This window comes from Aliiruegeria lutimaris, from assembly GCF_900099935.1.
GTDB lineage: Bacteria > Pseudomonadota > Alphaproteobacteria > Rhodobacterales > Rhodobacteraceae > Tropicimonas > Tropicimonas lutimaris.
Window position 1 is genome coordinate 1 of sequence record NZ_FNEK01000084.1, and the last position, 20,384, is coordinate 20,384.

The following is a 20,384-nucleotide window of genomic DNA, read 5'->3' on the forward strand; positions in this document are numbered from 1 at the left end:
TTCCGGAACTTGCGCCGGGAACGGTGGTCATTCTGGACAACCTCGCTACACACAAGAGCGCCGCCGCGGCCAAGGCCATGCGAGACGCCGGATGCTGGTTCCTGTTCCTGCCGCCCTATAGCCCCGACCTCAACCCCATCGAAATGGCGTTCTCGAAGCTCAAGGCTCACCTCCGCAGGATCGGCGCTCGCACCTTCACCGAATTGTTCGGCGCCATCGCCCAGGTCTGCGATCTCTATTCTCCGCAAGAATGCTGGAGCTACTTCAAGGCTGCCGGATATGTCTCAGGTTAATGGCGGGGTGCTCTAGGACTTCGTGATCTGGCGGGGGCGCAGCCTTTCCCTACTTCGGAGCCACTTCGCCGGTGTGATGCATCCAGTTCAGCATGTATTTGAACATGTAGGCCAACATCTGCAGGTCTTGCTTCATCCAAAGGATCTCGCCCTCGGGATCGGCTTGCCGCAGGGTCCGGAGAACCGCTATGTCGCGATCGCTGAGCTTGGGATTGAAGACCAGGTTCAGCGTGCCACAGATCTCCGGGTGATACTCCAGCATGGCGATACGGCAATACGCGGGTTGAGGCGCATTACAAGATCGAGGCCGAAGACGGCACGCTCATCTATGTCGCCAATCGGGGACTACGAGCATCCTCGCCGGAAGTGGCCAGCAGGATGCGGGCGGGCGACTCCGTGGCACCCGACCAATATTACTTCCGCGCGGCGCCAGTCTTCGACGCACCCAATGGCCCCCAATTCCTGGCTGAGGGAACACTTGTTCCTCTGTTCCCTGATGCCAATGGGGCAGCGCATCCAGATTGATGTGTACGCCGTTTCCTGATTTTGCTGCATCCACCCGTCAGATTTGAGTTTCAGGACACCGGCATTGCCGGGCGGAAATCATTCTCGAAGACGCCACGTACATCCTCCTGCGCTTGATTCTGACGCTCAACGGAACGGAATAGTCGTCAGCGAAAAGGCGTCTCTCCCAGATCACAATCTTCGGTGCAGGTCCATTCGGGGGCATTGGGGCCCCTGTGCATGTTTCAGTCATGCAGTACGCGCTCCTGTTCGCTGGCCGATTGGCTGGAACAGCAAAGCTGCAGCAATTCGGGCTCTAAGCGTTACTAAGCCTCACGAGGATCGGCCTTCTTGAACGCTGCAAGAAATCAGACACTTGGTTCAAGTCCAGTCATGGGTGAGTTCTATAGACAACTTTTTCAGCAGTTCGGACAACACCGCGTGATCTGATGTGTCAACCTGTGTGAGATCGTGCAGGCATCTGAAATTGTCGCTAATAGAGGTGACTTGCTCGCCCGTGAACGGGTTTTCTGTTCTTGCAAAAGCGCCAACGCTTCGTGTCCCACCGGCATTCACCCCAACTGTAAACCCATGCTTTAGGCCGTGATCCCGCGCGAGGGCGAACACATTGGCGGGATCATCAGCTTCTTGATCCGCCCAGTCGATGATCCCTTCGTTGTGCAGCCCCCACTTCACCGCAGGGTCGTGCATTACCAAGCCTCTCTCTGAATAGACCTTGGCCCAGTCGGGGCGATAGGTCTGAAAGAGAAATCTTGGCGTCGAGAAGCTGACATGAAGGGCAACGGCAAAGCCAGCGTCGCACGCTCCGTTAATCTCCGCCAGAATGCCACGAACTTGACCAATGTCGTCCATCTTTCGCCTTTGTTAACCGTTAGCCATTGGACCGGAGCGGTCTGTTCAGGCTCTCTCCCCAAAGTAACCGCACTTACCACACTAACCGCAGCGTACCAGAAGACTGGAAGCTTCTACAACAAAACGATCTGGCAACCGAATGGCACGAGACGATGTGGATCATGACAAGGCTGTGCTGGAAGCACTGGCGCCTGCAGGTTTCCACGTTGCAGTACGGGTGGGTTTTGCATTTCCGGAATATGAATGGAACACGCTCCCACGTGCGTGGGTGTACATCTACACCCGCGACGCCCTGATGCTCTATGACCCGGTTACCCGTTGGATCTACGAGAATACCGGCTTCGTCAGGTGGAGCGAAATCGAACTGGAAGATCCCCGGAGCGTTCTGGCTCTGGCAGCACAGCAAGGGCTGAATTACGGGACGGCCATTTGCGTTGTCGACGAACATGAGCCGGGTATTCGAACATTTGGTACGTTTGCCAGATCCGACCAGGAATTCTCTCACCATGAGATGGCGACGCTCATGGACCACCTCTTGCAACTGCACCAGCAAGAACCTGTCCGAGATATCCTCACCGAGGCCGAAATCGAAACGCTGAACATGATCCGGGACGGGCAACTGACCAAGCAGATTGCATACGAACTGGATATCAGCGAGAGCGCTGTGAAGCAGCGGCTCAAGAGTGCCAAGACAAAATTAGAGGCCAAGAACACCGTCCACGCTGTGACAATTGCGGAGCGTAGGGGATTGTTCAGAATGACATAATTGCCACTGAGATACTTTTATCCACAGGTGCATGGGGATTTTCACTTAACAACGCAGCGTCTCCCGTCATTATCTCCGTGAAAGACGGTGGGGTCTGATGAAGAATATTCGCTTTGACATGTCTTCCATGCATGAGCATGGAGATGCCTTCTATGGATTTTTGCGCCTTCGCAAGCGCCTATTCGTGGATACGCTCAGTTGGGACATACCACATAATGATGTGGTTGAGATGGACCAATATGACAATCCCTCGGCTCATTTCTCACTTGTTGTTCAAGACGGCGAGATAGTGGGGGGGGCGAGGACAATGCCTATCCAGGCCGATTGGGGTCCGCATACCAGTATGATCCAGGACGCGATGAACGGATTGCTGCATGGCATTCCCTCCGATCTGATTGATAGGTCCTTTGCTCCTGATGTCAGTTGGGAATGTACCAGGCTTGTGATTTCGGACAAACTTACCACACCCCAACAACGCACCGAATGCCTTGATCTGATCGTCAACGGTTTGGCCGAGATCGCCGCCGCCCACGGCGCGACCACGCTTGTATGTCTCACGCGACCGTCTTTGCAGCAAGCGCTCCGAAAGCTCGGACACGATGTCGAGCGGATCGGACGCACATATAAATGCGAGAATGACGGGCGTTCCTATTCGATGTTGAGCATGCCGGCGCTGACTTCGAGTCAAGCGAAGTTCAAGTATCAGCCAAGGCGGCTTCGTGCAGTGTCTTTACGGTAGTTTTGGCTCTCCCAGCAGCGCAAAGAAAAGGTTTGTTTCTAGAATGGGCCTTATTTTGAGCCACGGGACGTGCAATTGTCGCGTTCAGGGGGCCAGAACACTGGTTTCAGGTGTATGGCAATGACGCACGAACTCACGAAGCTAGGCAGGCCGGCAGGCAGCTTTTGCGCGGACACTTCAAGAAGTGACGGAAGAACGCAACATTCCGCTGCGAAGATCCTTCCGCGATTGTCGACCGACTATGTAGATGAGCGGTTCGAGAGGTCCGAAGCGGAATTCAACGGAACCTGCTTTGTCGGAGAGCGGGTCGTAGAGCGATCGGTAACCAAACAATTCTTCGCATATCTTATCTGACGATTCAGGTTGGCGCTCGGAACGAGCATGACCACCCAGCAATCCTCCATGATCTCTACAGAATACTTCACGTCCGCGCTCCACGCTTCTTTGGGTGGATACAGACTCGGCTTGGAACAGGGCGGAAATAGGGAGCCGACTTGTCCAATCGAAGGAAATCATCTGTCGGAATAAGCCTCTGATAGACCGGCGCCCCAGTTGCCTGTGATGGCAATTTCGTCTTTGGGCCGGGCCGACGTCACCATTCGAACGACGTATACGACGTCGCTGAGCTTTTCGGTCGAGAAGCGAAGCAACTCAAGCAGGCTCCGCGTAACCGTGCACGAAAGGGACGACAGGTGCCGGATCCACGACGGCACATCCGGATAAAAAACAAGCACGAAAATCACCAACATTCCAAATATCGGAAAATACTCGTTCATGTCCTGCACCTGTCATTCCTCTTTCGCATTTCCATAGTCGGACAATCCGGTGCTTTTCGCACCATGTTCAAAGGTTCAGAGCACGGGCCAATCCTTGAACAATAAGATCACATTACCCGGAATTGTCTGCATTTTGTTCGCTTATAAGTAGTCGGTCCTGAATATCACGCCTATAGAGCGATCCGGGGCTCTGGTTGCCGGCTCGCGCGGACGATCGAGACAATTGCGCCGAGCAGGAAGGCGAAGATAACGGCGACGAGTTTCCGCAGGTGGGCGAGGATCAGGCGAATGTTCTGGCCGCAACCGCAGAGCACAGCGAAGACCGCGTCACCGATTGTTCCCTTGAGGGTGCATCGGGCGAGGCGTCCGTCTGTTTTCATGTGGCCGATGGTCGGCTCGATGGTGCTGCGTCGACGAAGATCCTTCTTCAAGGCCTGGATCATGCCGCGCCGCTGACCGGAAACGAAGATTGCCGTGCCGTCGCCCCCGTGGCCTCGGTAGCCGCGATCGACGAAGGCGCGTTTGGGACAAACATCGGTGAGGATCTCCACCTGTTCGAGCGCCTCGTGCAAGGTGTGGCCGTCATAGGGGTTGCCCGGCATCGACCGCATGCCCACCACGAAGCCCTCCTTGTGCATGGTGGCAACGCTTACCTTGCAACCGAGCTAGTAGCGCTTGCGCGCCTTTCCCTTGGAAATGCAGTCGACGTCTGGTTCATGCAGGGCATGGAGCTTCCTTTTGTTCTTCGGTTTCTGCCGGGGCAACCGGTTTACAACGGCGATCTTTTCTCGCAGAGCGCTGTCGGTGATGGCGTCAACCTGGCGCTGGATGTCCCGCATGACACGCCCCGTGTAGCCCTTGAGCCGTCGCAGACCCTTGCGTATCCTCTTGAATTGCCGGGCATGGGTGTAGCGGCTCACCTGTGCGACCAACCGCGGCCCGAGGCGGGCATGGCTTTGGCGTAGTTTCAGGCCAGCCTCCTGCGCCAAGCTCGCTCGCCATTGGACTTGAACCAATGGCGCCTTCAATGGCTCGCTCCGAAAGGGACAGGACGGGCTGGCAGCGCTGGTGCAGTCCGTGCTGGAAGAGAACCCGCTCCACTAACCCACTTGAACGGATGAACCGCGAGATCAAGCTGCGCGCCGACGTCATTGGGATCTTCCCGAACGAAGCGGTCATCATTCGGCTCGTCGGCGCTCTGATGCTGAGGACCTACGATGAGTGGACCGTCGCGCGGCGCTTCATAAGCCTTTAAACCCTCGCCCGCGTCACCGATAATACCACCGTCAGGCTGCCCGCCGTCGTAACCTGATCAGCCTCGGACCTTTCCGAAGGTCGGCGCTCCTACACCACGCCGTGGGAGACTGTCTTTTTTGTGCTCCAATACTTGCCGCGCACGCTTCAGAGTTTGGGGAGTTGTAAATTGATAAATTCCGAAGCGATCAATCGATGATCAATCCACGGATCAAGGCGCGCGCGACCGCGTGGGTTGTATTCAAAGCGTCGAGTTTGTGGCGCGCAGCTTCGATGTATACGCGCAACGTATGTTCGGAAATGTCCATTTCATGAGCAGCCTGGGCCCGAGTCATGCCTTTGGCCAGATAGGTCATTACGGCAAGCTCACGCGGCGAAAGCATGGTCGTGGGCGCAGAATCACCCTGGTGATCGAATTCGAATGCCCGCTCGTTGAATTCATGTTTCACGAAGTGGTTGCGGTTCATGTCTTTCTCCAGGACTCTCGGCGTGGTCCTTTGACACATCGCCCGAGTGGTATTGCCGACAGCCCCCCGATCAGTCTCCTTGTTGCAGGTAGATTGAGGCGACAATCCGGCAGGAAAATGGCGGGTTATGGTGGAAGGGCTGCGTTTCACTGCATCGAAGTCCAAACCGAGCTTGGCGGAAACGATGACCGCTGTGCCGGGATTCAACTTCGGGCCCACTGCAAGCAGCCGGTCCAAGTCAGACACTTCTCGTGCGGTTTAGCTTCCGTCGTCCGGAGCAACACAAGCGACGACCGTGAAACCTAACAAGATGGTTCCCACGACGTTTGCGTGCATGACGTCCCTTTGCCGATAGGCAAGAGATTTTCTACCGTGACCGAGTTGTACTACGGCAGAGATCAAACAGCGGGATCCCCGCCTGGGCGTCAATGCCCGTTGACTGCGTTTCCTGGCACAGTGTCGAGTAAAGTATTTTGCTGGAGCAGAACTGGCTGCTGGGAGTGTCGGGACCCGGACCGGAGACTGAGGAATGACGCAGCGACTATTTCAAGCCGAACGAATGGATCTGCGTGACCGGCACGGCGTCTCCGGAGCGCCCGTCGCGCTTCGAGGAGGGGAGTTGGCGAAAATTAGACGAAGGCGCAGATTGTTGATCCAGCCGGGACAATGCCGAACGAACCGGCACATTTGTGCCGACTACAACGCTCAAACAGCCCCATTAACCATGATGCGCCGAGTGTTTTTTCGGAAGACATTGGGTTCCAGGGGAGCACGCTGTGTATCCACCGTTTATTGAGTGTCGGAATCTCAAGAGAGGATGTTACCATGTTCGAGTTCTTGGTCCTATTGAGCACATTCTTGGTGTTTGGCCCTCTGCTCTCCCCAATCAAAAGGCTTCTGGGACGGATTGCAAACGCCGGAATGACCGTGGTGTTCCAGCGTTTTGCGAAGCCCGTCCCAGAAGAATACGACAATCCTGTTCTTCCTTTTGAACAGCTCATTCATGAGCGTCTGGCAGAACGTCGCGCTCGGAAACCGGAGAATGGCACCTCGATGGCATGACACCGTTGAATGAAATGTGGTGGTTACGACTACCACGCTTGCCCGGCGCCTGTAGGCCAAGGAGTACGATGTCACGACACAGGGGTGTCCGTCGTCAGGGATTTTGGCACCAAGACCGGGCTGAAGTGCGCGAGTATTCGGCTCATCAGGTTGGTTGGATTATTCAGCGCGCTGGCGGTGTTGCAAGCGGCGCGCTTCGAGCGTCTTTAGCTTGATCCTTTCCCTTTGTTCCAGAATGGTTTTGTCACGTCCAAAGTAGACATCGGCAGGCGTGACGTTGTTCAGGCTCTCGTGGAAACGCTGATGGTTGTAGTGGTCGACGAAGGCTCCGACCTGTGCTTCGAGGTCCCCTGGCAGAAAGTAGTTTTCCAAGAGGATCTGGTTCTTCAGGGTCTGATGCCAGCGCTCGATCTTTCCCTGTGTCTGGGGATGGTAGGGCGCTCCTCGGGAATTCTTCATATCCTTATCCTGCAACCATTCAGCCAGATCTCCAGAGACGTTGGATGAGCCATTGTCGCTCAACAAGCGTGGCTTGTGGACGACATGAACTTGGTCGCACCCTGAAGCCCGCAAAGCCAGATTGAGCGTGTCAGTGACGTCTCCAGACATGTTTGGGCTTGGGAGATTGATCCTTCAACCCAGCCTCGCCGCGTTGATGTTCCATTTTATTTGACGACGGAAAACGCAGCTACAATATGCTGACGGTTCTGGACGAATACACCCGTCAGGCATTGGCGGTGGAAGTGCGGACCAGGACGGGATCAGAGGACGTGCTGGAGGTCCTCTACGGCCTCTTCCTGCGCCACGGCAAACCCGAATACATTCGCGGCCCGGAGTTCGCATCAGTAGCGACGCAGGGCTGGCTTGAGAAGGTCGGTGTGAAGCCCATCCGGATCTATCCGGGATCGCCCTGGGAGAACGGATACAACGAACGGTTCAACGGTACGCTACGCCGGGAAGTCCTCAACGCCGAATGGTTCACGACAACCAGGCAGGCTCAGGTCGTCATCAACTGCTGGCTAAAAGAGTACAATCGCACCCGACCGCACCAGGCGATCAGAATGCGCCCTCCAGTGCCAGAAACTCTAACAAGAAGTGGTCCATAGAAATGCGGCTGGACAAAGCAAGCACCGTTCTGGACGGAAAGGTTAATGGACTGATTGTGGGATAGGGGATTTCACCAACTGGCGGGACGCTTCCATTGGCTAGCTCTGTATCGGGTGCACCTATGGAACGATAGAGCATCCTGCAAACCCGGTGCGACTCTCGATACACCTTCAACAATCGCCATAACCGATCCGGGTCACGCCAGGTTTCTGAAAATCAATTGGATTCAAGATATTGCATGCAAGGCGACACCAATCTTTTAGATGGCATACGAAACTGCGAACGGATGAACCAATCCTGCTATGGATATCGACACGCCCATTGGGAACATCCCTTGGGCGCGAATGCCAAGCCATCTCGAATTTCGTGCTTGAGGAACCATTTGGACGGCCACGACGAAACCTAGCCCGATCATCATGGAGCCCGAAAAAACCAGCCCGAAAAACTGCAATGTTTCGGAAGGAACTAGCAAGATCAATGCGGGGAGAACCTTGGCATCACCTCCACCGAAAAATCCGACCGCGAATGCGAAACCGCAAATGACAAATACCAGGCTTGCGGTGAACAGTCTTGATACCACGGAATCTCTGGGCAGGAATGGCATCGATATCAGGAATATCGCGACAAGCCCTAGAACGAGCCAGTTCGGAATCCGCATGTATCGCAGGTCGCTATACGCCATCCAAAGGAGCAATGGCGATGCGAGACAGATTGGCACAAGCTCCATGTCCTCCGCCTCACGCAATTCGATCAAGAGGTTCGCCGGAAGCCGTGCATCCCTTTTTCAGCAGGATATAGAGCAAGTCCGGAAGGTTCTGCGTCGATGTCTTGGCATAGATGTTCCGCAGGTGCGTCTGGAGAGTTGATCGAGAGACAGACAGTTCGGAGCAGATTGATTGCACCGAATAACCATTACTCAAGAACAGACACACTCGAAACTCGGCCCGGCTCAAATTCGCGGGGTTGTCATGCCTGAGAATATTCCGTTTGGTCAGGCTGCGGGTGTGATCACACGTTTCGACGATGTTCGCAACGAAAACGCCCTTCTTACGAGCACCCCAAGCCTCGCCGAGTGTCTGCGCAAGGGCATTGAGCAAAACATGCTGCATCGGCGAAAGCGGCTCCGGAAAATGGACTTCCAGGAAATCGAAAGTATTGTCGCTTTTTTCCAACGGGATGATTGCCAACTCACGCATCGAACGCCGAGAATGAAACAACGCGAGTTCTCCAGACGGCTCCGATTTCACCACCGACTGGAGCCAGACCGTTCCCTTCCGTGCAGCGGTCAAGTAGTCCCCTAGAACATCTGATGAATATGACTGGTTTAGCTTGGGCCGCGAAGAGGACGCAGGTTCCCTGTCGTGAACGATAATTTTCGTTCCGTTTCTTCCATTCCAGACGCGAGAAACAGCTATCGCCTCCGCGCCAATTCCATAAGAAATAGCACCCAGGGCCGTGTCAAAGCCGACGCTACACTTCAGTACTGCTTCGCACCAACGAAAGACCGCGTCAATTAACGACACGGCATTGACTTCCTTTCCGCGAAGACCTCCCTCATAAAATTCCGACATTTCACCCCTGAGAAATAAATGACTCACCAAAATGGCCACTCGGGGTTTCTCACCAAAACACAATACTATCCCACCTCAAAATGAGGTTAACCTTTGTTAACAAATGTGTCAATATTGCGACTTCGTCCAAATCCAGAACAATCTTTTCTAGAAGTCGAAACCGGAAACCAGACTTCCATTGGTGGTGATGTGTTTCAGTCTTGGGGCTTCAGGCGCGATGGATTTTTCTTGCCGGCAACTTAGCCCTGCCCCCGCTATGAACTTCGACCGGACCAAAACCGCACCGGCCACATCCGGCCACGACTTTAGCATCAGCGATTTGGAGTTCGTTACCTACCGTTACCTGTCACGTCACAAATCGAATACCAAGCCCTTGAACCTGGACCAGAACCACCGACGCCACAATCTCGCGGTCTCGACACGCCCTGAATATCCTCAATGAGCCCCGAAAGAACGGGCAGTAGGTGTCAGACTCGGAACTTTAGTTAGCCGCGAAGTAGTTAGCATAACGGATCACAACAGGACCAACGGACAGCAGGATCAAGGCCGGCAGCATCAATGCGGCGAGAACTGCGGACATCTTGACCGGCAACTTGTTGGCCTTTTCCTGTGCGAGCGTTTCACGATAGCCTCTCAGTTCTTCGGAATAGACGTTGAGCGCATCGGTCATGCTCGTGCCAAGCTGCATGGACTGTCGAACGACGTTGACGAAAGAATGAACGAAGTCGAGCCCTATCCGGTCCGCCATGTCCTTCATTGCCGCCTCGCGTGACCGGCCGGCGTGAACCTCGTGCTGAACGCTGAGAAACTCGAAGGCAATGTCGGGAGAGACCGTCGCCAGTTCGTTGCCGACCCGCGTCATGGCGGAATCGAAGCCCAGTCCCGCTTCGACCGAAATCTGCAGCAGGTCCAGGGCATTGGGAAAACCGTCAGCAATACGCTGCTGTCTTGCCTCAACCCGCGAGTCGAGCATGCGCAAGGGTCCGAAATACCCGACTGCGATGAGCAGGGTCAGCCACTGGAACATGCCAAAGTTCGACAGGCCGCCGAGCCACCGGGCGAGTCCATCCGGAACGATACCGGGCACCTCGCGGCTTGCCGTGACCAGACCGAGAAACAAAGCCGGAAGGAGCAGCGCGAAGACCACCCGCTTGAGCATGAACCGCATCACACAGTCTGGACCACCCTGGCCGGCTTGCTGGAGCTTGCGCCGAAGTTCCGTGCGGTGCGCTTCGTCGGTTGGCACGAAGGATTTCATAAGGCCCTTCGGGTCGCGATCCACCGGTTTGAGGATTCCCTGATCCAGACGCGCCTGGCGTCTATGGTCGGAAACCGCCAGGCGATCTGCGGCGGGATTCGAAGTCGCGACCGCAGACTTCAGCCCAAATACGAGCAGAATGCCCCCGAGGGCGGCGCCAACGATGATCAACAAATCAATGTTGAACTCGATGCCTGCAAGGAAATTGAAAAACTGTTCCATGAGCGCGTCCTCAAATCCGGAAGTTGACCATTCGACGAAGAATCAACGCGTTGGCGATGACAAGCACGGCGACGGTCACAGCCATCGGCTTGAACATGGGATCCCCTGCCACACCGCCGTAATAGTCCGGGGTTGAAGCCATCGTGAATCCGAAGATGACAAACGGTAACGCGGAGAGAAACCACGCCGAGAGACGACCCTCCGAAGAAATTGCCTTTATCTTTCGGCGCATGGAGATGCGGTTGCGGATCGTGCGCGATAGAACACTGATAACACGCACCAAGTCGCCCCCGGTGCCATGTTGGATCCCGATACTGGAGGACAGGTAGTCAACGTCCTCGACACCGACTCTTTCGGCGAATTCCTTGAACGCGTCCACAAGATCGTCCCCGAAATTCACCTGATCGTGGATCAGGCCGAACTCGGTCCCGATTGGGTCGGGCATTTCCTGAGCAACCGTCGCGATCGATCCGCTAAGGGGGTGGCCGACCTTGAGACCACGGGCCATAACGTCGAGAGCATCCGGCAACTGCAAGAGGAGAGCCTCAGTGCGCTTCTGAATCCGAGCTTCGAGTATTGCTATGGGCAGGCCGAACGACGGAACCGCCATCAATAATGCCACCGTTTCGATCTCCATGAAACGGGCGCCGATCAACGTGAGAGCCCCCCACAACACAAGGCATCCGGCCAGAAACATCTTTGTACTGATCAGGAAACCAGCCTTGCGCAATTTCTCCGGGAGATCGCCGAAATAGGGGATGTATGAGAAAAGTCCGTGTTTGCGGTCCGGCTTCAGCAAGGCCAGCAACTCCGCCGTGGTGCGACCGTCTGCGATCATTCGCATGCGCCGGCTCCTGGCCTCTCTGTGATCTTCCCTGCCGCTCAGCAACTGGGCGAGTCCCGAAACCAGGACAAGAGCGCCGACGGCAATTCCGCAATAGACGATGAAAATGAATTCCTGTTCACCGATCAGTCCTTGCATGGTTCAGACCTCCCTGGCTGCGAACATTTCAGCTGGCAACTTGACGCCGGCTGCCTGCAGGCGTTCCGCCGAGAAAGGACGCATTCCCGTTGCCATGAATTCGCCGAGAACCTGACCGTCCTCCGAAATCCCCTTGCGGCGGAACACGAACAGATCCTGCATGGTGATGATATCCCCTTCCATTCCCACGATTTCCGAAATCGCAAGAATCCGCCGGCTGCCGTCGGACAACCGGGAGAGTTGGACGACGAAGTTCAGTCCCGAGGCGATCTGCGAGCGGACAGCCGAGAGCGGAAGTTCGAGGCCGATCATTGTAACCATCTGTTCGATCCGGCCCAATGCGTCTCGTGCAGAGTTCGCGTGCACCGTTGTCATGGATCCGTCGTGACCGGTATTCATCGCTTGCAACATGTCGAACGCCTCCGCGCCGCGGACCTCGCCGACGATTATTCTGTCGGGGCGCATACGCAGGGCATTGCGCACCAGGTCACGTTGCACAATCGCGCCATTGCCGGCCGGATTGGGTGGCCGCGTTTCCAGCCTCACGACATGTTCCTGCTGCAGCCGCAATTCGGCGGCGTCTTCGATCGTGACGATCCGTTCATTCTGGTTGATATAGGCGGACATCGCGTTCAGAAGGGTCGTCTTGCCTGAACCGGTTCCGCCGGAAATCAGCACGTTCATCCGTGCCGCAACCAACTCCTGCAAGAATTCTGCCGCCGAACGGTTAAGTGCGCCGTTTTCGACCAGCTTGTTCATTGTCAGAGGCTTCTTCGAGAATTTCCGGATCGAGATGCTCGGCCCATCAATGGAGCAGGGTCGAATGATCGCGTTGACGCGGCTGCCGTCTTCGAGACGCGCGTCCACCCACGGGTTCGCCTCGTCCACACGGCGACCGACCCGGGAGACGATCTTGTCGATGATCCGCAGGAGGTGCTTCTCGTCGAGAAACCGTGCGTTCGACCGTTCAAGAAGGCCGTTGCGTTCGACGAAGACGTTCTGGTGGCCATTGACCAGAATATCGTTGATCGCCGGATCCGACAGCAAAGGCTCCAGCGGCCCCAGGCCCAGAACCTCGTGCATCAGGTCGTCGACGATCTTCTTGAACTGCTCGGACCGCATGGGGCGGCCCTCTTCACTCAAGACCTGGCTGACAAGCGCTCCAACCTCCCGCCGCAAGACCTCCGGTTCGATCTTGTCGATTACAGAGAGGTTCATCCTGTCCAGCAATGCATCATGGAGCTGGCTCTTGAGTTCGAGAAACTCCCGGAATTCTTCGACCTCTTCGGCCGGTTCTGGCGCAGAACGAACTTCACCAAGATCCGTCCTCGCCTCGGGAAGCAATTGGACGACCTTTTCGTTGGCCTCGGAATGCGGTCGTTTCGAGAAAGTCTTGAACATCTTGTCGCGCTCCTCAGCCTAATTTCTTGGTTACTGTGACGGAGGTATCGAGAGCTGTTGCCAGACGTCTGCCGAGCTTCTCGAATGCTTTGACGAGCGGAGACCGCAACTTGACCTGAGAAAGCGGCACGCCGCGATCAAGGGCGTTCCGGGCCGTTTTCGGATCGGGCGGCAGCCAATGGGCAAGCGGGCGTTCCAGGACGCTGGCGGCCACCTTGTGATGTCTGCCCTGGACAAGCGGGCGTTTTTCGAAGTTGACAATGATTTCCACCGGCAAGCTCATGTTGTCCTCGGTGAAAACGTCGATCAGCCGTCGAGCCTGCTGGATGGATGGCACGGCGGTGTCGGTCACCAGCAACAGGCGGTCGCTCATCTCGAGAACCGGTGAGATCCAGTCCACAAGCGATCGTGGCAGGTCGACGACGACGTAGTCGTGGTTCCGGGCAAGCAACTTAAGGATTGCCTGAACCTGCTCCGATGTCATCGCGTCCAGCGGCGCGAACTTCGATGGCGCAGGCAAGATCGACAGGCCCGACGCCGATTGGACAAGGGATTGTTCCATGAAGACATCGTCAGGAACCACCTGTTCCCTGGCGAGCTGGTAAAGGCTGTCGTTTCTTTGCACGTCGAGAAAACCGGCAACCGCACCGAATTGGAGGTCGAAATCGACCACCGCGACGCTGCGGCTTGGTGTCTTGTGAAACCTTCCCGTTCTGGACTGCAAGGCGTCGGCAAGGTTGACGGCAACGGTCGTGGCACCGACGCCGCCACGCGACTGCGCGACGGAAATGATGCGTCCCTGACCGCGACCTGAAGCGGATGTCTTGGCGGCAACCGCGCCGAAGGATTGCTGGATCACGTCGGCCAGTTCCTCGGCCGAAACAGTGTCCGGCAAGACGGCATCCGCGCCGCCACGCATCAACATGTGCGCGGATTGCAACGAGGCCGTCCCTTCGGTCATCGCAACAATTCTGGCACCGCCAGCAGCATTTTTTCGAATGTATTGAAGCGCTTTCATGTCCGCATCCGAACCGGCGTGCGTTCGGAACAGGATCACTCCGTGGGCCTGGGAAAGTTTCACGGCCCGACCATTGATCTCGGAAAGCGGCTTCACGACTTCTTCTACCCGCAGGCTTCCAACGGACCGGATCGAGTCGGCGAGATGCCGATCTGAAGGGTCGCTGAAACCGACTATGGCAATCGATTGGGAACTGTCGGCCATTTTTGCCTCCTTATTCATTGTCCCTACGCTCCATGCGCGAGGTCTTCGCCTGGCATCGACACACTCATCGCGGGAAAGGCGATGTCGGCACCGAGGTTGCCAGTGTTTGTCGCGCCGGCCAGCCTGGCCAGTGCGCCAAGCGGGGAAACGAACTGGAAAGTGATGTTCTGCAGTTCGACGGTCACGACCGGCACGTAGGGACCGCCGAGGAAACCGAGGTTGGAATCGTAGGTATAAGAGAATCTGAGATCTTCCGGCCCAGCCGTGTTGGGAAGGGTTCCACGGACCATTGGCCAGATCTCGGCAACGGTTGGGTTGTTCAGGTTGCCGGAGCAGGAAACGGTTCCCACGGCCAAGCAGATGTTCGCCCCCGCATTGCACCGGGTTCCATAGTCAGTCGCACCAGTGCCTGTGTTCAAGGGGTCGGATTGATGAAACTCGGGAACGCCGTCACAGGCTGGCGGACGAACCGCGGCGAGACGGGCGGCGCTATGCATCGCCTTTTCCGCCGTGACGTAGTGGAATGCCAGGCGTCCGAAATCGATCGTTCCGAAATAGATCAACAGAAACAGGGCAAGGACCAGGGCAAACTCGACCAGCGTTGCGCCGGACTCGTCGCGTCGGAACGTGGCGAGGGTATGGGAGCCTCGGCGATATGCTATATGCCGTTTCATGTTCCGAAAATCCTGCTCTGATCGCTCACGCTCGTGCTGATCGTGGACAGGTTGCCGCTCACGAGTTCGAAAACACCGGCGAAGGGGAATGTGACCGTGAGGTTCGCTGTGACCTGGGCCACGGCGACCACCGGAACGCGGTAGCTGCCAGTGTGACAGCTCAGGGACGGTGTTACGGCGGTGATCGTGATTCCGGTCGGAAAGAATGCATCTCCCGAAGAAGATTCCCGAACGATGGTCTCGACCGCGCTCTGCCAATCGGCAACCGAGGCGCTCGAAGAGCAGATATCGGAGGGAACCACTCTCGCCAGGTAACGCGTGGCGTCACGGACACCGGAATTGGTGGCCTGGTAGGACCACATCAGCCGCCCGCCCTCGATGATCACGGCAAAGATCACCAGCATCAGCGGGAGCACGATGGCGAACTCGACCAACTGCGCACCGTTCTCGGACCGCGCGAACCGCCGGGCCATTGCTGGAATATGTCGGGAGAGCATCTGCATTGCGATCACCTGTAAAGCTGGACGACATCATGGAACGTCGCACCGGCAACGCCCCCGCCGGTTCCGCCGGCGGAACCGACGATCTCGCCATAGATGTCGAACTTCTTGGTGCCGCTCACCTTCCCGGGTTGGATGAGGAAGATCTTGACGAATTCCTGAACCGGCACATTTTCGGCCGCGCCCTGAATCTGGTTGGCGGCGCAGTCGATCCCGGCGGCGATGATGACGCGACGATCTGGATCCGATGTTGCCTGCGGGGCGCATTGCGGGCGGCCGGTCTCTGCGTTGGCGTTCGGAAGGATTGCATTCGTCGAGAGCGCCCCACCGTTGATTTCGATCTCCTTGAGGTAATACTCGTAGCGCGTCGCGTTCGCGGACAGCCCGGTCGGGTCTGCGCCGGCATAGTTCACTGTCTCGTATTCCGCCCGTCCGACGCTCCAGTCCCCGTTACCGAAGCGGCCACAGCCCGGCATGCAATCATCGGGCGGCAGGGGAACCGACAAGGGCGTGTCGTCCTGGTTGCTGACCACGTTTGGATCCGCCTTGCAGCTCTTGGTGACGATGCCGTCAATGACATTTGGCGCAGGAGCGTAATTGATGTCGTTCTTGTTGTGGTTCATCGTCGCTGAGTACATGTCGAACCGAACGTTCAGGGCGGCATCCTCGATGCCGGTTTTCTGTCCCGGCTCCATGTCGACGCCCCGCTGTACGAAGCATTGCGTGATGCTTCCGACGGCACTAAGCAGGCAGCGATCCAGTTGTTGGTTGTTGAGACCACCGCACGGGCCGTTCGGATCCACCTTGACGTTCTCGGGGTCGAGAAACCCGAAATCCCCCGGCCCCCAGGCCGCACCGTTTCCGCCCGCGCGCAGAAGCACGGAGTGGCCAACATGCTCATCGGCCGACCATTCCGGGCCGGGCACACAGAACATCATCGGGGTGATGTCGCATGCATACATGGTGAATCCCGCCACCGCCGAGGCACGCACGTCATTGTCCGGTCCGTCATTTCCCGATAACGCCGAGAAGGCCGCCGCGAATGACAGGTCCACCGTCTGCATCGTGGTCGTGGCGCGCACGTAAGCGGCCTTTTCCGGGTCCGTGGTCACGGCCGTCATGGCGCTCAGGTCGCTTGCGGGAAGTTCTTCGAAGAAGGTGAGCGTGTAGTCGGAATCGCCCGACAAGAGGCGCCCGCCGGAACCGAAAGTCTGGAAATCACTGATGAGGTTCGCCGCGGCGGCCGTGGCGCGGGTGATCGAGTCCGCTCGACCGTCCAGTTCGCCGGCTGCGGCCAGTGCCACGCTGTCGGAAAAGGACTGAAGCTCCGTATGGGTGACGCCGATGCGTCCCAGATCGAACGACAATGCGATGATCCCCAGGAATACGGCAAGCGACATCGCCCAGAAAACAAGGATCGTACCCCGGGTATCCCGTTTCAGATCGTTTATGGAGCGCAGCGGTTTCATGATGGCATTTTGGCTGACAGGGTCAGCGCAGCTCCTCTACTTCCGACACGTTGCCACGGCGGACAACGACAGTGCGGGCGACCCGCTCCTCGATCGGTGCATCTTTCAGGATATCGCTCAGGCGGATCAGGTTCAGTTCCTGGCTATCTGCGGCTTCGTAGTTGCGAAGAGTCAGCGAGAGCGTGCCCGCCTGTTGCGCCAGCGCGAGCCGTTGGCCCTCTGCCGGCGAAACCGCGACGGTTACGGTACGCGCAATCTCGGGTTTGTCCCCGTGCACGTCTGCATCCTGGTCGACGCCGATCACGCGGATGTTCTGCAAAATGGTGACCGCGCGCAGGTCCTCCTTGCGGCCCTGCGTCAGAACCACATCGACGAAGTCGCCCGGCGTGACGAAGCCGCCAACGGCGGTTTCGGCCGAGACCTTGATCGCCATGGCGCGCAGGTTCGGGCCAAGCTCCTGGCCGATGGTGACCTTCTCGCCGAAATCCGAGACCTTTGTCCGCAGGAAGAGTTCTCCCTGTGAGATGGCGCGCTTGGCCCTGCGGGTCGGCTGACCGCGTTCGGGCAACAGCTCGTTCCGGTCTGTAAACACGCCGTCCGGTACTGCGTCGCGCGGCCAGTCGATGGTTTCCAAAACATGCGTTTCGATGGATTGCCCCATCGCAATATCCTGCCGCGCGACCAGTACGCTCACTGTCGCGGCAGTCTCGGACTCCAGAGCCGCCAGCTTTCCACGCTCGACATAGTCACGCGCCAGATAGGCGGACCCGCCCGCAACGGCGAGGCCCACAAGGGTGGTCAAAATCGCGCTTAGTCGCATGGTTGGATCCTTTTCATTTCGGAGTCTCTGCTGTTCCGACACCACCGACGCTTGCATAATGCGTGGGACGGAATTGCCGGAGAGAAGCGTAGGAGTGCCGCGACCACTTTATGGCCGCAGCGACTCTATTTTTCGGGTCGGACGACCCGTGGCATGCACTTCGGCGTAGCTCTATTGCGGCGCCAGTTCCGTGCTCGCCTCGCCCATCTTGTTGTCGAGATCTGTTGCCAGAACACCCAGAACGCCCGCGCCGACTCCGACAGCCATGGTCAGGGCGAGGCCGTACTCAACGAGGGTCACACCTCTTTCGTCTTTCGCGAAGAATTTGAACGTTTTCAGCAGGAAAACTTTCATAAACTTGCTCCTGGGTATTGTCGGAAAACAGTAACTCTTTCAGATCAAGCTGCGCAGGGTTCGTCCGTGAACGCGTCACTGCGGTGCGAGAGCGCCACTTGCCTCGCCCATTTTGAGGCCGACGTCGGTCGAAAGTGTGGACAGCGCGGCAGCGCCAAGGCCAACCGCCAGAGTCAGAGCGACTCCGTACTCGACCAGAGTAACGCCCCTGTCATCTTTGATGTAACGACGCAGTGTAATCCGCAGGTAGTCTCTCATCATCATGTAGTTCATAGGTCCCTCCAGGGCTTAAGAAGTTCCGCCGTCGATCGGCGAGAGTGAGCCGGCGAGCTTCTCGGCCAGCTTGCCCATGATGACAGGGGCCAGACGGGTGCGCATCATCCAGAACTGCGAACAATTCAACCTAAGGTTGTATTTTGGGCCGCATTTCGCGTCAGTTCTGTGAGAAATGATTACGGCAGACAGTATCTGAGGCGCTTGCATCGGAGTGAGTCGGAGCGGAAATGTCGCTCGTGGTGTCCCCCAAGACGTAACCTCCGTCCGCCGTTGCGCTGCAACGAAGAATAGCCCACGAACGGGTGATCCAGCGCGGGTTTTCCAACAACTGGGCTGACCTCCAGAAGGTAACAAGATGGACCTTCTCGCCGTCTGTCCAGCCGCATTTCCATGGACCACTTCTTGTTAGAGTTTCTGGCACTGGAGGGCGCATTCCGAGCGCCTGGTGCGGTCGGGTGTAATTGTACTCTTTTAGCCAGCAGTTGATGACGACCTGAGCCTGCCTGGTTGTCGTGAACCATTCGGCGTTGAGGACTTCCCGGCGTAGCGTACCGTTGAATCGTTCGTTGTATCCGTTCTCCCAGGGCGATCCCGGACAAATCCGGATGGGTTTCACACCGACCCAATTACGCCATGTGGTTCACATGCCAGCCTTCGACGCGAAGCAGTTCGGCCACCTTGCGGTAACCGTACCGGCCATGGCTTTTCGCCAGCCGGATCATGGCGAGCCGCAGTTCATCGTCGTTCTGTTCGACAGCCCGGTATTGCATGGAACTGCGGGCAAGACCGATCACCTTGCAGGTCCGGCGTTCGGACGTGGCAAGTTTCTGACGCGTGTGAATGACGGCCTGACGAAGCTGGCTCGTCGTCAGGCCCTCGGCTTTAGGTGGTTCAGGCTTTCCTTGAGAATAAGCTTGTCGAGTTCCAACTCCGCCACGATCTTCTTCAGCCGGGCGTTCTCCTTCTCAAGGCCGCGCAACTCCGAAAGCTGTGACTTGCCCATCCCGCCGAACCGACGCCGCCAGTTGTAGTAAGTTGCATCACTGACACCAACCGAGCGACAGGCCGTTCGTACATCGTCGCCATCCACCAGCTTCAGCTCAATCTCACGCAGCAGCTTCAGAACATCCTCGTCCGAATACCGTTTCCGAGCCATCTCCCGTCCCACTTATCCTGGTCCAAACAATGGCTCAGTTTTAGGGGGCCGTCATAGGGGCTCTTGGTCATGTCGTGCTCAACAGTTTGCTTCGTTCACTGCTGATATAGAAGGACGGTCATAATCCGGGCCGGGGCAAGGACGAGGCAATCAGCGTAGAGATGAGAGGGGCGAGGCGTGATCGGACCTTGCCAAGCCTTGTAGTTGAGGCGGCTGCCTGCGCGGTCCAAGCATTGGCCGCAAGGAACGCCAGGCAAGAATGGAAAGAGTTTAACGATCGTGAACGGCCGATTCCGTTGAAAAACAATGCGCTGCAAGTCAGAAAATTGGCTTCAAAAAACGGTGTGAGCGCCTTTGTTCATGGCGCTTTCGGCAATGCTGCAGGTGCAGGAAGGAGCTTGGCGAGTTTCCTGAGGTTCTGTGCGGTGGCTGCGAGGAGGAATTCATCGTTGGCGCCGTTTGGACCGCGTAGTCGGAGCCGGTTGAGGCCGAGTATCCGCTTCAGATGGGCGAACAGCATCTCGACCTTCTTCCGCAGCTTCATGGCGATCTCGTATTGGTCGGTTTTGGCGAGGTCTCGGGCTGTCTGACGGGCGTCTTCGTGTTCTTCGCGCGTGATGGATCGGAAATCCGCGTTT

The 20,384-nt window shown here is 57.1% G+C and carries 27 protein-coding genes and 2 pseudogenes; 7 read left to right on the plus strand and 22 right to left on the minus strand.

Features of this window, described 5'->3' with window-relative positions; translation table 11 throughout:
• Nucleotides 1-293: transposase (locus BLR85_RS24075; RefSeq protein WP_170844741.1), on the plus strand; the 293-nt coding region annotated here is incomplete at its 5' end.
• A 49-nt stretch (nucleotides 294-342) separates the two neighbouring features.
• Here BLR85_RS24075 and BLR85_RS24080 read toward each other — a convergent pair.
• Nucleotides 343-555 carry a hypothetical protein gene (locus BLR85_RS24080; RefSeq protein ID WP_093163456.1) on the minus strand — a complete coding sequence of 71 codons (213 nt, stop codon included), beginning with the start codon at nucleotides 553-555 and terminating at the stop codon, nucleotides 343-345.
• 62 nt (nucleotides 556-617) lie between these two features.
• On the opposite strand from BLR85_RS24080, the gene BLR85_RS30580 reads away from it, so the two are divergent.
• Nucleotides 618-818 (plus strand): DUF3237 domain-containing protein, encoded by a 201-nt coding sequence (locus tag BLR85_RS30580; RefSeq protein ID WP_425284506.1) that lies wholly within the window; start codon nucleotides 618-620, stop codon nucleotides 816-818.
• 360 nt (nucleotides 819-1,178) lie between these two features.
• Here the strand turns inward: BLR85_RS30580 and BLR85_RS24090 are convergent, their stop codons facing one another.
• A complete protein-coding gene (locus BLR85_RS24090; RefSeq protein WP_093163462.1) occupies nucleotides 1,179-1,670 on the minus strand; it encodes an autoinducer binding domain-containing protein in 492 nt (163 codons plus the stop codon).
• 139 nt (nucleotides 1,671-1,809) lie between these two features.
• Here BLR85_RS24090 and BLR85_RS24095 point away from each other — a divergent pair, with 139 nt between their 5' ends.
• Nucleotides 1,810-2,436: a helix-turn-helix transcriptional regulator gene (locus BLR85_RS24095; protein ID WP_093163465.1), complete on the plus strand. Its 627-nt coding sequence runs from the start codon at nucleotides 1,810-1,812 to the stop codon at nucleotides 2,434-2,436.
• Between the two features lie 97 nt (nucleotides 2,437-2,533).
• On the plus strand, nucleotides 2,534-3,175 hold the full coding sequence (locus BLR85_RS24100) for an acyl-homoserine-lactone synthase (RefSeq protein ID WP_093163467.1): 642 nt from the start codon (nucleotides 2,534-2,536) through the stop codon (nucleotides 3,173-3,175).
• A 512-nt stretch (nucleotides 3,176-3,687) separates the two neighbouring features.
• On the opposite strand, the gene BLR85_RS24105 is transcribed toward BLR85_RS24100, so the two are convergent.
• Both BLR85_RS24105 and BLR85_RS30015 read right to left on the minus strand, forming a co-directional pair.
• On the minus strand, nucleotides 3,688-3,951 hold the full coding sequence (locus BLR85_RS24105; protein ID WP_093163471.1) for a hypothetical protein: 264 nt from the start codon (nucleotides 3,949-3,951) through the stop codon (nucleotides 3,688-3,690).
• Nucleotides 3,952-4,121: 170 nt separating this feature from the next.
• Nucleotides 4,122-4,943, minus strand: a pseudogene (locus tag BLR85_RS30015) (transposase family protein); the annotation flags it as partial.
• Between the two features lie 23 nt (nucleotides 4,944-4,966).
• On the opposite strand from BLR85_RS30015, the gene BLR85_RS24120 reads away from it, so the two are divergent.
• Nucleotides 4,967-5,206: a transposase gene (locus BLR85_RS24120; protein ID WP_280138529.1), complete on the plus strand. Its 240-nt coding sequence runs from the start codon at nucleotides 4,967-4,969 to the stop codon at nucleotides 5,204-5,206.
• A 187-nt stretch (nucleotides 5,207-5,393) separates the two neighbouring features.
• Here BLR85_RS24120 and BLR85_RS30585 read toward each other — a convergent pair whose 3' ends face one another.
• On the minus strand, nucleotides 5,394-5,909 hold the full coding sequence (locus BLR85_RS30585; RefSeq protein ID WP_425284502.1) for a response regulator transcription factor: 516 nt from the start codon (nucleotides 5,907-5,909) through the stop codon (nucleotides 5,394-5,396).
• Nucleotides 5,910-6,497: 588 nt separating this feature from the next.
• Between BLR85_RS30585 and BLR85_RS24130 the strand changes: the two genes are divergently transcribed.
• On the plus strand, nucleotides 6,498-6,734 hold the full coding sequence (locus tag BLR85_RS24130) for a hypothetical protein (RefSeq protein WP_093163486.1): 237 nt from the start codon (nucleotides 6,498-6,500) through the stop codon (nucleotides 6,732-6,734).
• Nucleotides 6,735-6,893: 159 nt separating this feature from the next.
• Here the strand turns inward: BLR85_RS24130 and BLR85_RS24135 are convergent.
• Nucleotides 6,894-7,340 (minus strand): annotated as a pseudogene (locus tag BLR85_RS24135) (integrase core domain-containing protein); the annotation flags it as partial.
• Between the two features lie 56 nt (nucleotides 7,341-7,396).
• Here BLR85_RS24135 and BLR85_RS24140 point away from each other — a divergent pair.
• A complete protein-coding gene (locus BLR85_RS24140) occupies nucleotides 7,397-7,840 on the plus strand; it encodes an integrase core domain-containing protein (RefSeq protein WP_425284507.1) in 444 nt (147 codons plus the stop codon).
• A gap of 260 nt (nucleotides 7,841-8,100) precedes the next feature.
• Here the strand turns inward: BLR85_RS24140 and BLR85_RS24145 are convergent, their stop codons facing one another.
• The 16 genes from BLR85_RS24145 to BLR85_RS24210 all read right to left on the minus strand — a co-directional run.
• Nucleotides 8,101-8,595 (minus strand): A24 family peptidase, encoded by a 495-nt coding sequence (locus tag BLR85_RS24145; protein WP_093163491.1) that lies wholly within the window; start codon nucleotides 8,593-8,595, stop codon nucleotides 8,101-8,103.
• Entirely contained in the window at nucleotides 8,579-9,451 is an 873-nt protein-coding gene (locus BLR85_RS24150) for a helix-turn-helix transcriptional regulator (RefSeq protein WP_093163493.1), read from the minus strand. Before BLR85_RS24150 ends, BLR85_RS24145 begins: the two co-directional genes overlap by 17 nt.
• A 442-nt stretch (nucleotides 9,452-9,893) precedes the next feature.
• Nucleotides 9,894-10,892 carry a type II secretion system F family protein gene (locus tag BLR85_RS24155; RefSeq protein WP_093163495.1) on the minus strand — a complete coding sequence of 333 codons (999 nt, stop codon included), beginning with the start codon at nucleotides 10,890-10,892 and terminating at the stop codon, nucleotides 9,894-9,896.
• 10 nt (nucleotides 10,893-10,902) lie between these two features.
• A complete protein-coding gene (locus tag BLR85_RS24160; protein ID WP_093163497.1) occupies nucleotides 10,903-11,874 on the minus strand; it encodes a type II secretion system F family protein in 972 nt (323 codons plus the stop codon).
• Nucleotides 11,875-11,877: 3 nt separating this feature from the next.
• Nucleotides 11,878-13,275 carry a TadA family conjugal transfer-associated ATPase gene (locus BLR85_RS24165; protein ID WP_093163500.1) on the minus strand — a complete coding sequence of 466 codons (1,398 nt, stop codon included), beginning with the start codon at nucleotides 13,273-13,275 and terminating at the stop codon, nucleotides 11,878-11,880.
• A gap of 13 nt (nucleotides 13,276-13,288) precedes the next feature.
• A complete protein-coding gene (locus BLR85_RS24170; protein WP_170844742.1) occupies nucleotides 13,289-14,497 on the minus strand; it encodes a CpaE/TadZ family protein in 1,209 nt (402 codons plus the stop codon).
• 23 nt (nucleotides 14,498-14,520) lie between these two features.
• Entirely contained in the window at nucleotides 14,521-15,171 is a 651-nt protein-coding gene (locus BLR85_RS24175; RefSeq protein ID WP_093163505.1) for a TadE/TadG family type IV pilus assembly protein, read from the minus strand.
• On the minus strand, nucleotides 15,168-15,674 hold the full coding sequence (locus BLR85_RS24180) for a TadE/TadG family type IV pilus assembly protein (RefSeq protein WP_244520859.1): 507 nt from the start codon (nucleotides 15,672-15,674) through the stop codon (nucleotides 15,168-15,170). The genes BLR85_RS24175 and BLR85_RS24180 overlap by 4 nt, the downstream gene beginning before the upstream one ends.
• A 5-nt stretch (nucleotides 15,675-15,679) precedes the next feature.
• The gene (locus BLR85_RS24185) at nucleotides 15,680-17,140 is read right to left on the minus strand and encodes a pilus assembly protein TadG-related protein (protein ID WP_093163507.1); all 1,461 of its coding nucleotides are present in this window, start codon (nucleotides 17,138-17,140) and stop codon (nucleotides 15,680-15,682) included.
• 22 nt (nucleotides 17,141-17,162) lie between these two features.
• The gene (gene cpaB / locus BLR85_RS24190) at nucleotides 17,163-17,960 is read right to left on the minus strand and encodes a Flp pilus assembly protein CpaB (RefSeq protein WP_093163509.1); all 798 of its coding nucleotides are present in this window, start codon (nucleotides 17,958-17,960) and stop codon (nucleotides 17,163-17,165) included.
• 171 nt (nucleotides 17,961-18,131) lie between these two features.
• Nucleotides 18,132-18,314: a Flp family type IVb pilin gene (locus BLR85_RS29655; protein WP_093163511.1), complete on the minus strand. Its 183-nt coding sequence runs from the start codon at nucleotides 18,312-18,314 to the stop codon at nucleotides 18,132-18,134.
• A 75-nt stretch (nucleotides 18,315-18,389) separates the two neighbouring features.
• Nucleotides 18,390-18,587, minus strand: coding sequence for a Flp family type IVb pilin (locus tag BLR85_RS24200; protein WP_093163513.1), 198 nt, complete (start codon nucleotides 18,585-18,587; stop codon nucleotides 18,390-18,392).
• Between the two features lie 160 nt (nucleotides 18,588-18,747).
• A complete protein-coding gene (locus BLR85_RS30590; RefSeq protein ID WP_425284503.1) occupies nucleotides 18,748-19,206 on the minus strand; it encodes an integrase core domain-containing protein in 459 nt (152 codons plus the stop codon).
• A gap of 10 nt (nucleotides 19,207-19,216) precedes the next feature.
• Nucleotides 19,217-19,384, minus strand: coding sequence for an IS3 family transposase (locus BLR85_RS30595; RefSeq protein WP_425284504.1), 168 nt, complete (start codon nucleotides 19,382-19,384; stop codon nucleotides 19,217-19,219).
• A 74-nt stretch (nucleotides 19,385-19,458) separates the two neighbouring features.
• Nucleotides 19,459-19,746 carry a transposase gene (locus tag BLR85_RS30600; RefSeq protein WP_425284505.1) on the minus strand — a complete coding sequence of 96 codons (288 nt, stop codon included), beginning with the start codon at nucleotides 19,744-19,746 and terminating at the stop codon, nucleotides 19,459-19,461.
• 358 nt (nucleotides 19,747-20,104) lie between these two features.
• A partial coding sequence (locus BLR85_RS24210; RefSeq protein ID WP_139188532.1) for a transposase occupies nucleotides 20,105-20,384 on the minus strand: 280 nt, incomplete at its 5' end.

Excerpts from the sequence above, each read along its gene's own strand:
- BLR85_RS24165 (WP_093163500.1), bottom strand. The coding sequence starts at position 13,275 with ATGTTCAAGACTTTCTCGAAACGACCGCATTCCGAGGCCAACGAAAAG.
- BLR85_RS24120 (WP_280138529.1), top strand. The coding sequence starts at position 4,967 with ATGGCGCCTTCAATGGCTCGCTCCGAAAGGGACAGGACGGGCTGGCAG.
- BLR85_RS24090 (WP_093163462.1), bottom strand. The coding sequence starts at position 1,670 with ATGGACGACATTGGTCAAGTTCGTGGCATTCTGGCGGAGATTAACGGA.
- BLR85_RS29655 (WP_093163511.1), bottom strand. The coding sequence starts at position 18,314 with ATGAAAGTTTTCCTGCTGAAAACGTTCAAATTCTTCGCGAAAGACGAA.
- BLR85_RS24175 (WP_093163505.1), bottom strand. The coding sequence starts at position 15,171 with ATGAAACGGCATATAGCATATCGCCGAGGCTCCCATACCCTCGCCACG.
- BLR85_RS24130 (WP_093163486.1), top strand. The coding sequence starts at position 6,498 with ATGTTCGAGTTCTTGGTCCTATTGAGCACATTCTTGGTGTTTGGCCCT.
- BLR85_RS24160 (WP_093163497.1), bottom strand. The coding sequence starts at position 11,874 with ATGCAAGGACTGATCGGTGAACAGGAATTCATTTTCATCGTCTATTGC.
- BLR85_RS30600 (WP_425284505.1), bottom strand. The coding sequence starts at position 19,746 with ATGGCTCGGAAACGGTATTCGGACGAGGATGTTCTGAAGCTGCTGCGT.
- BLR85_RS24100 (WP_093163467.1), top strand. The coding sequence starts at position 2,534 with ATGAAGAATATTCGCTTTGACATGTCTTCCATGCATGAGCATGGAGAT.
- BLR85_RS24155 (WP_093163495.1), bottom strand. The coding sequence starts at position 10,892 with ATGGAACAGTTTTTCAATTTCCTTGCAGGCATCGAGTTCAACATTGAT.
- BLR85_RS24080 (WP_093163456.1), bottom strand. The coding sequence starts at position 555 with ATGCTGGAGTATCACCCGGAGATCTGTGGCACGCTGAACCTGGTCTTC.
- cpaB (WP_093163509.1), bottom strand. The coding sequence starts at position 17,960 with ATGCGACTAAGCGCGATTTTGACCACCCTTGTGGGCCTCGCCGTTGCG.
- BLR85_RS24185 (WP_093163507.1), bottom strand. The coding sequence starts at position 17,140 with ATGAAACCGCTGCGCTCCATAAACGATCTGAAACGGGATACCCGGGGT.
- BLR85_RS24200 (WP_093163513.1), bottom strand. The coding sequence starts at position 18,587 with ATGAACTACATGATGATGAGAGACTACCTGCGGATTACACTGCGTCGT.
- BLR85_RS24180 (WP_244520859.1), bottom strand. The coding sequence starts at position 15,674 with ATGCAGATGCTCTCCCGACATATTCCAGCAATGGCCCGGCGGTTCGCG.
- BLR85_RS24105 (WP_093163471.1), bottom strand. The coding sequence starts at position 3,951 with ATGAACGAGTATTTTCCGATATTTGGAATGTTGGTGATTTTCGTGCTT.
- BLR85_RS24095 (WP_093163465.1), top strand. The coding sequence starts at position 1,810 with ATGGCACGAGACGATGTGGATCATGACAAGGCTGTGCTGGAAGCACTG.
- BLR85_RS24170 (WP_170844742.1), bottom strand. The coding sequence starts at position 14,497 with ATGGCCGACAGTTCCCAATCGATTGCCATAGTCGGTTTCAGCGACCCT.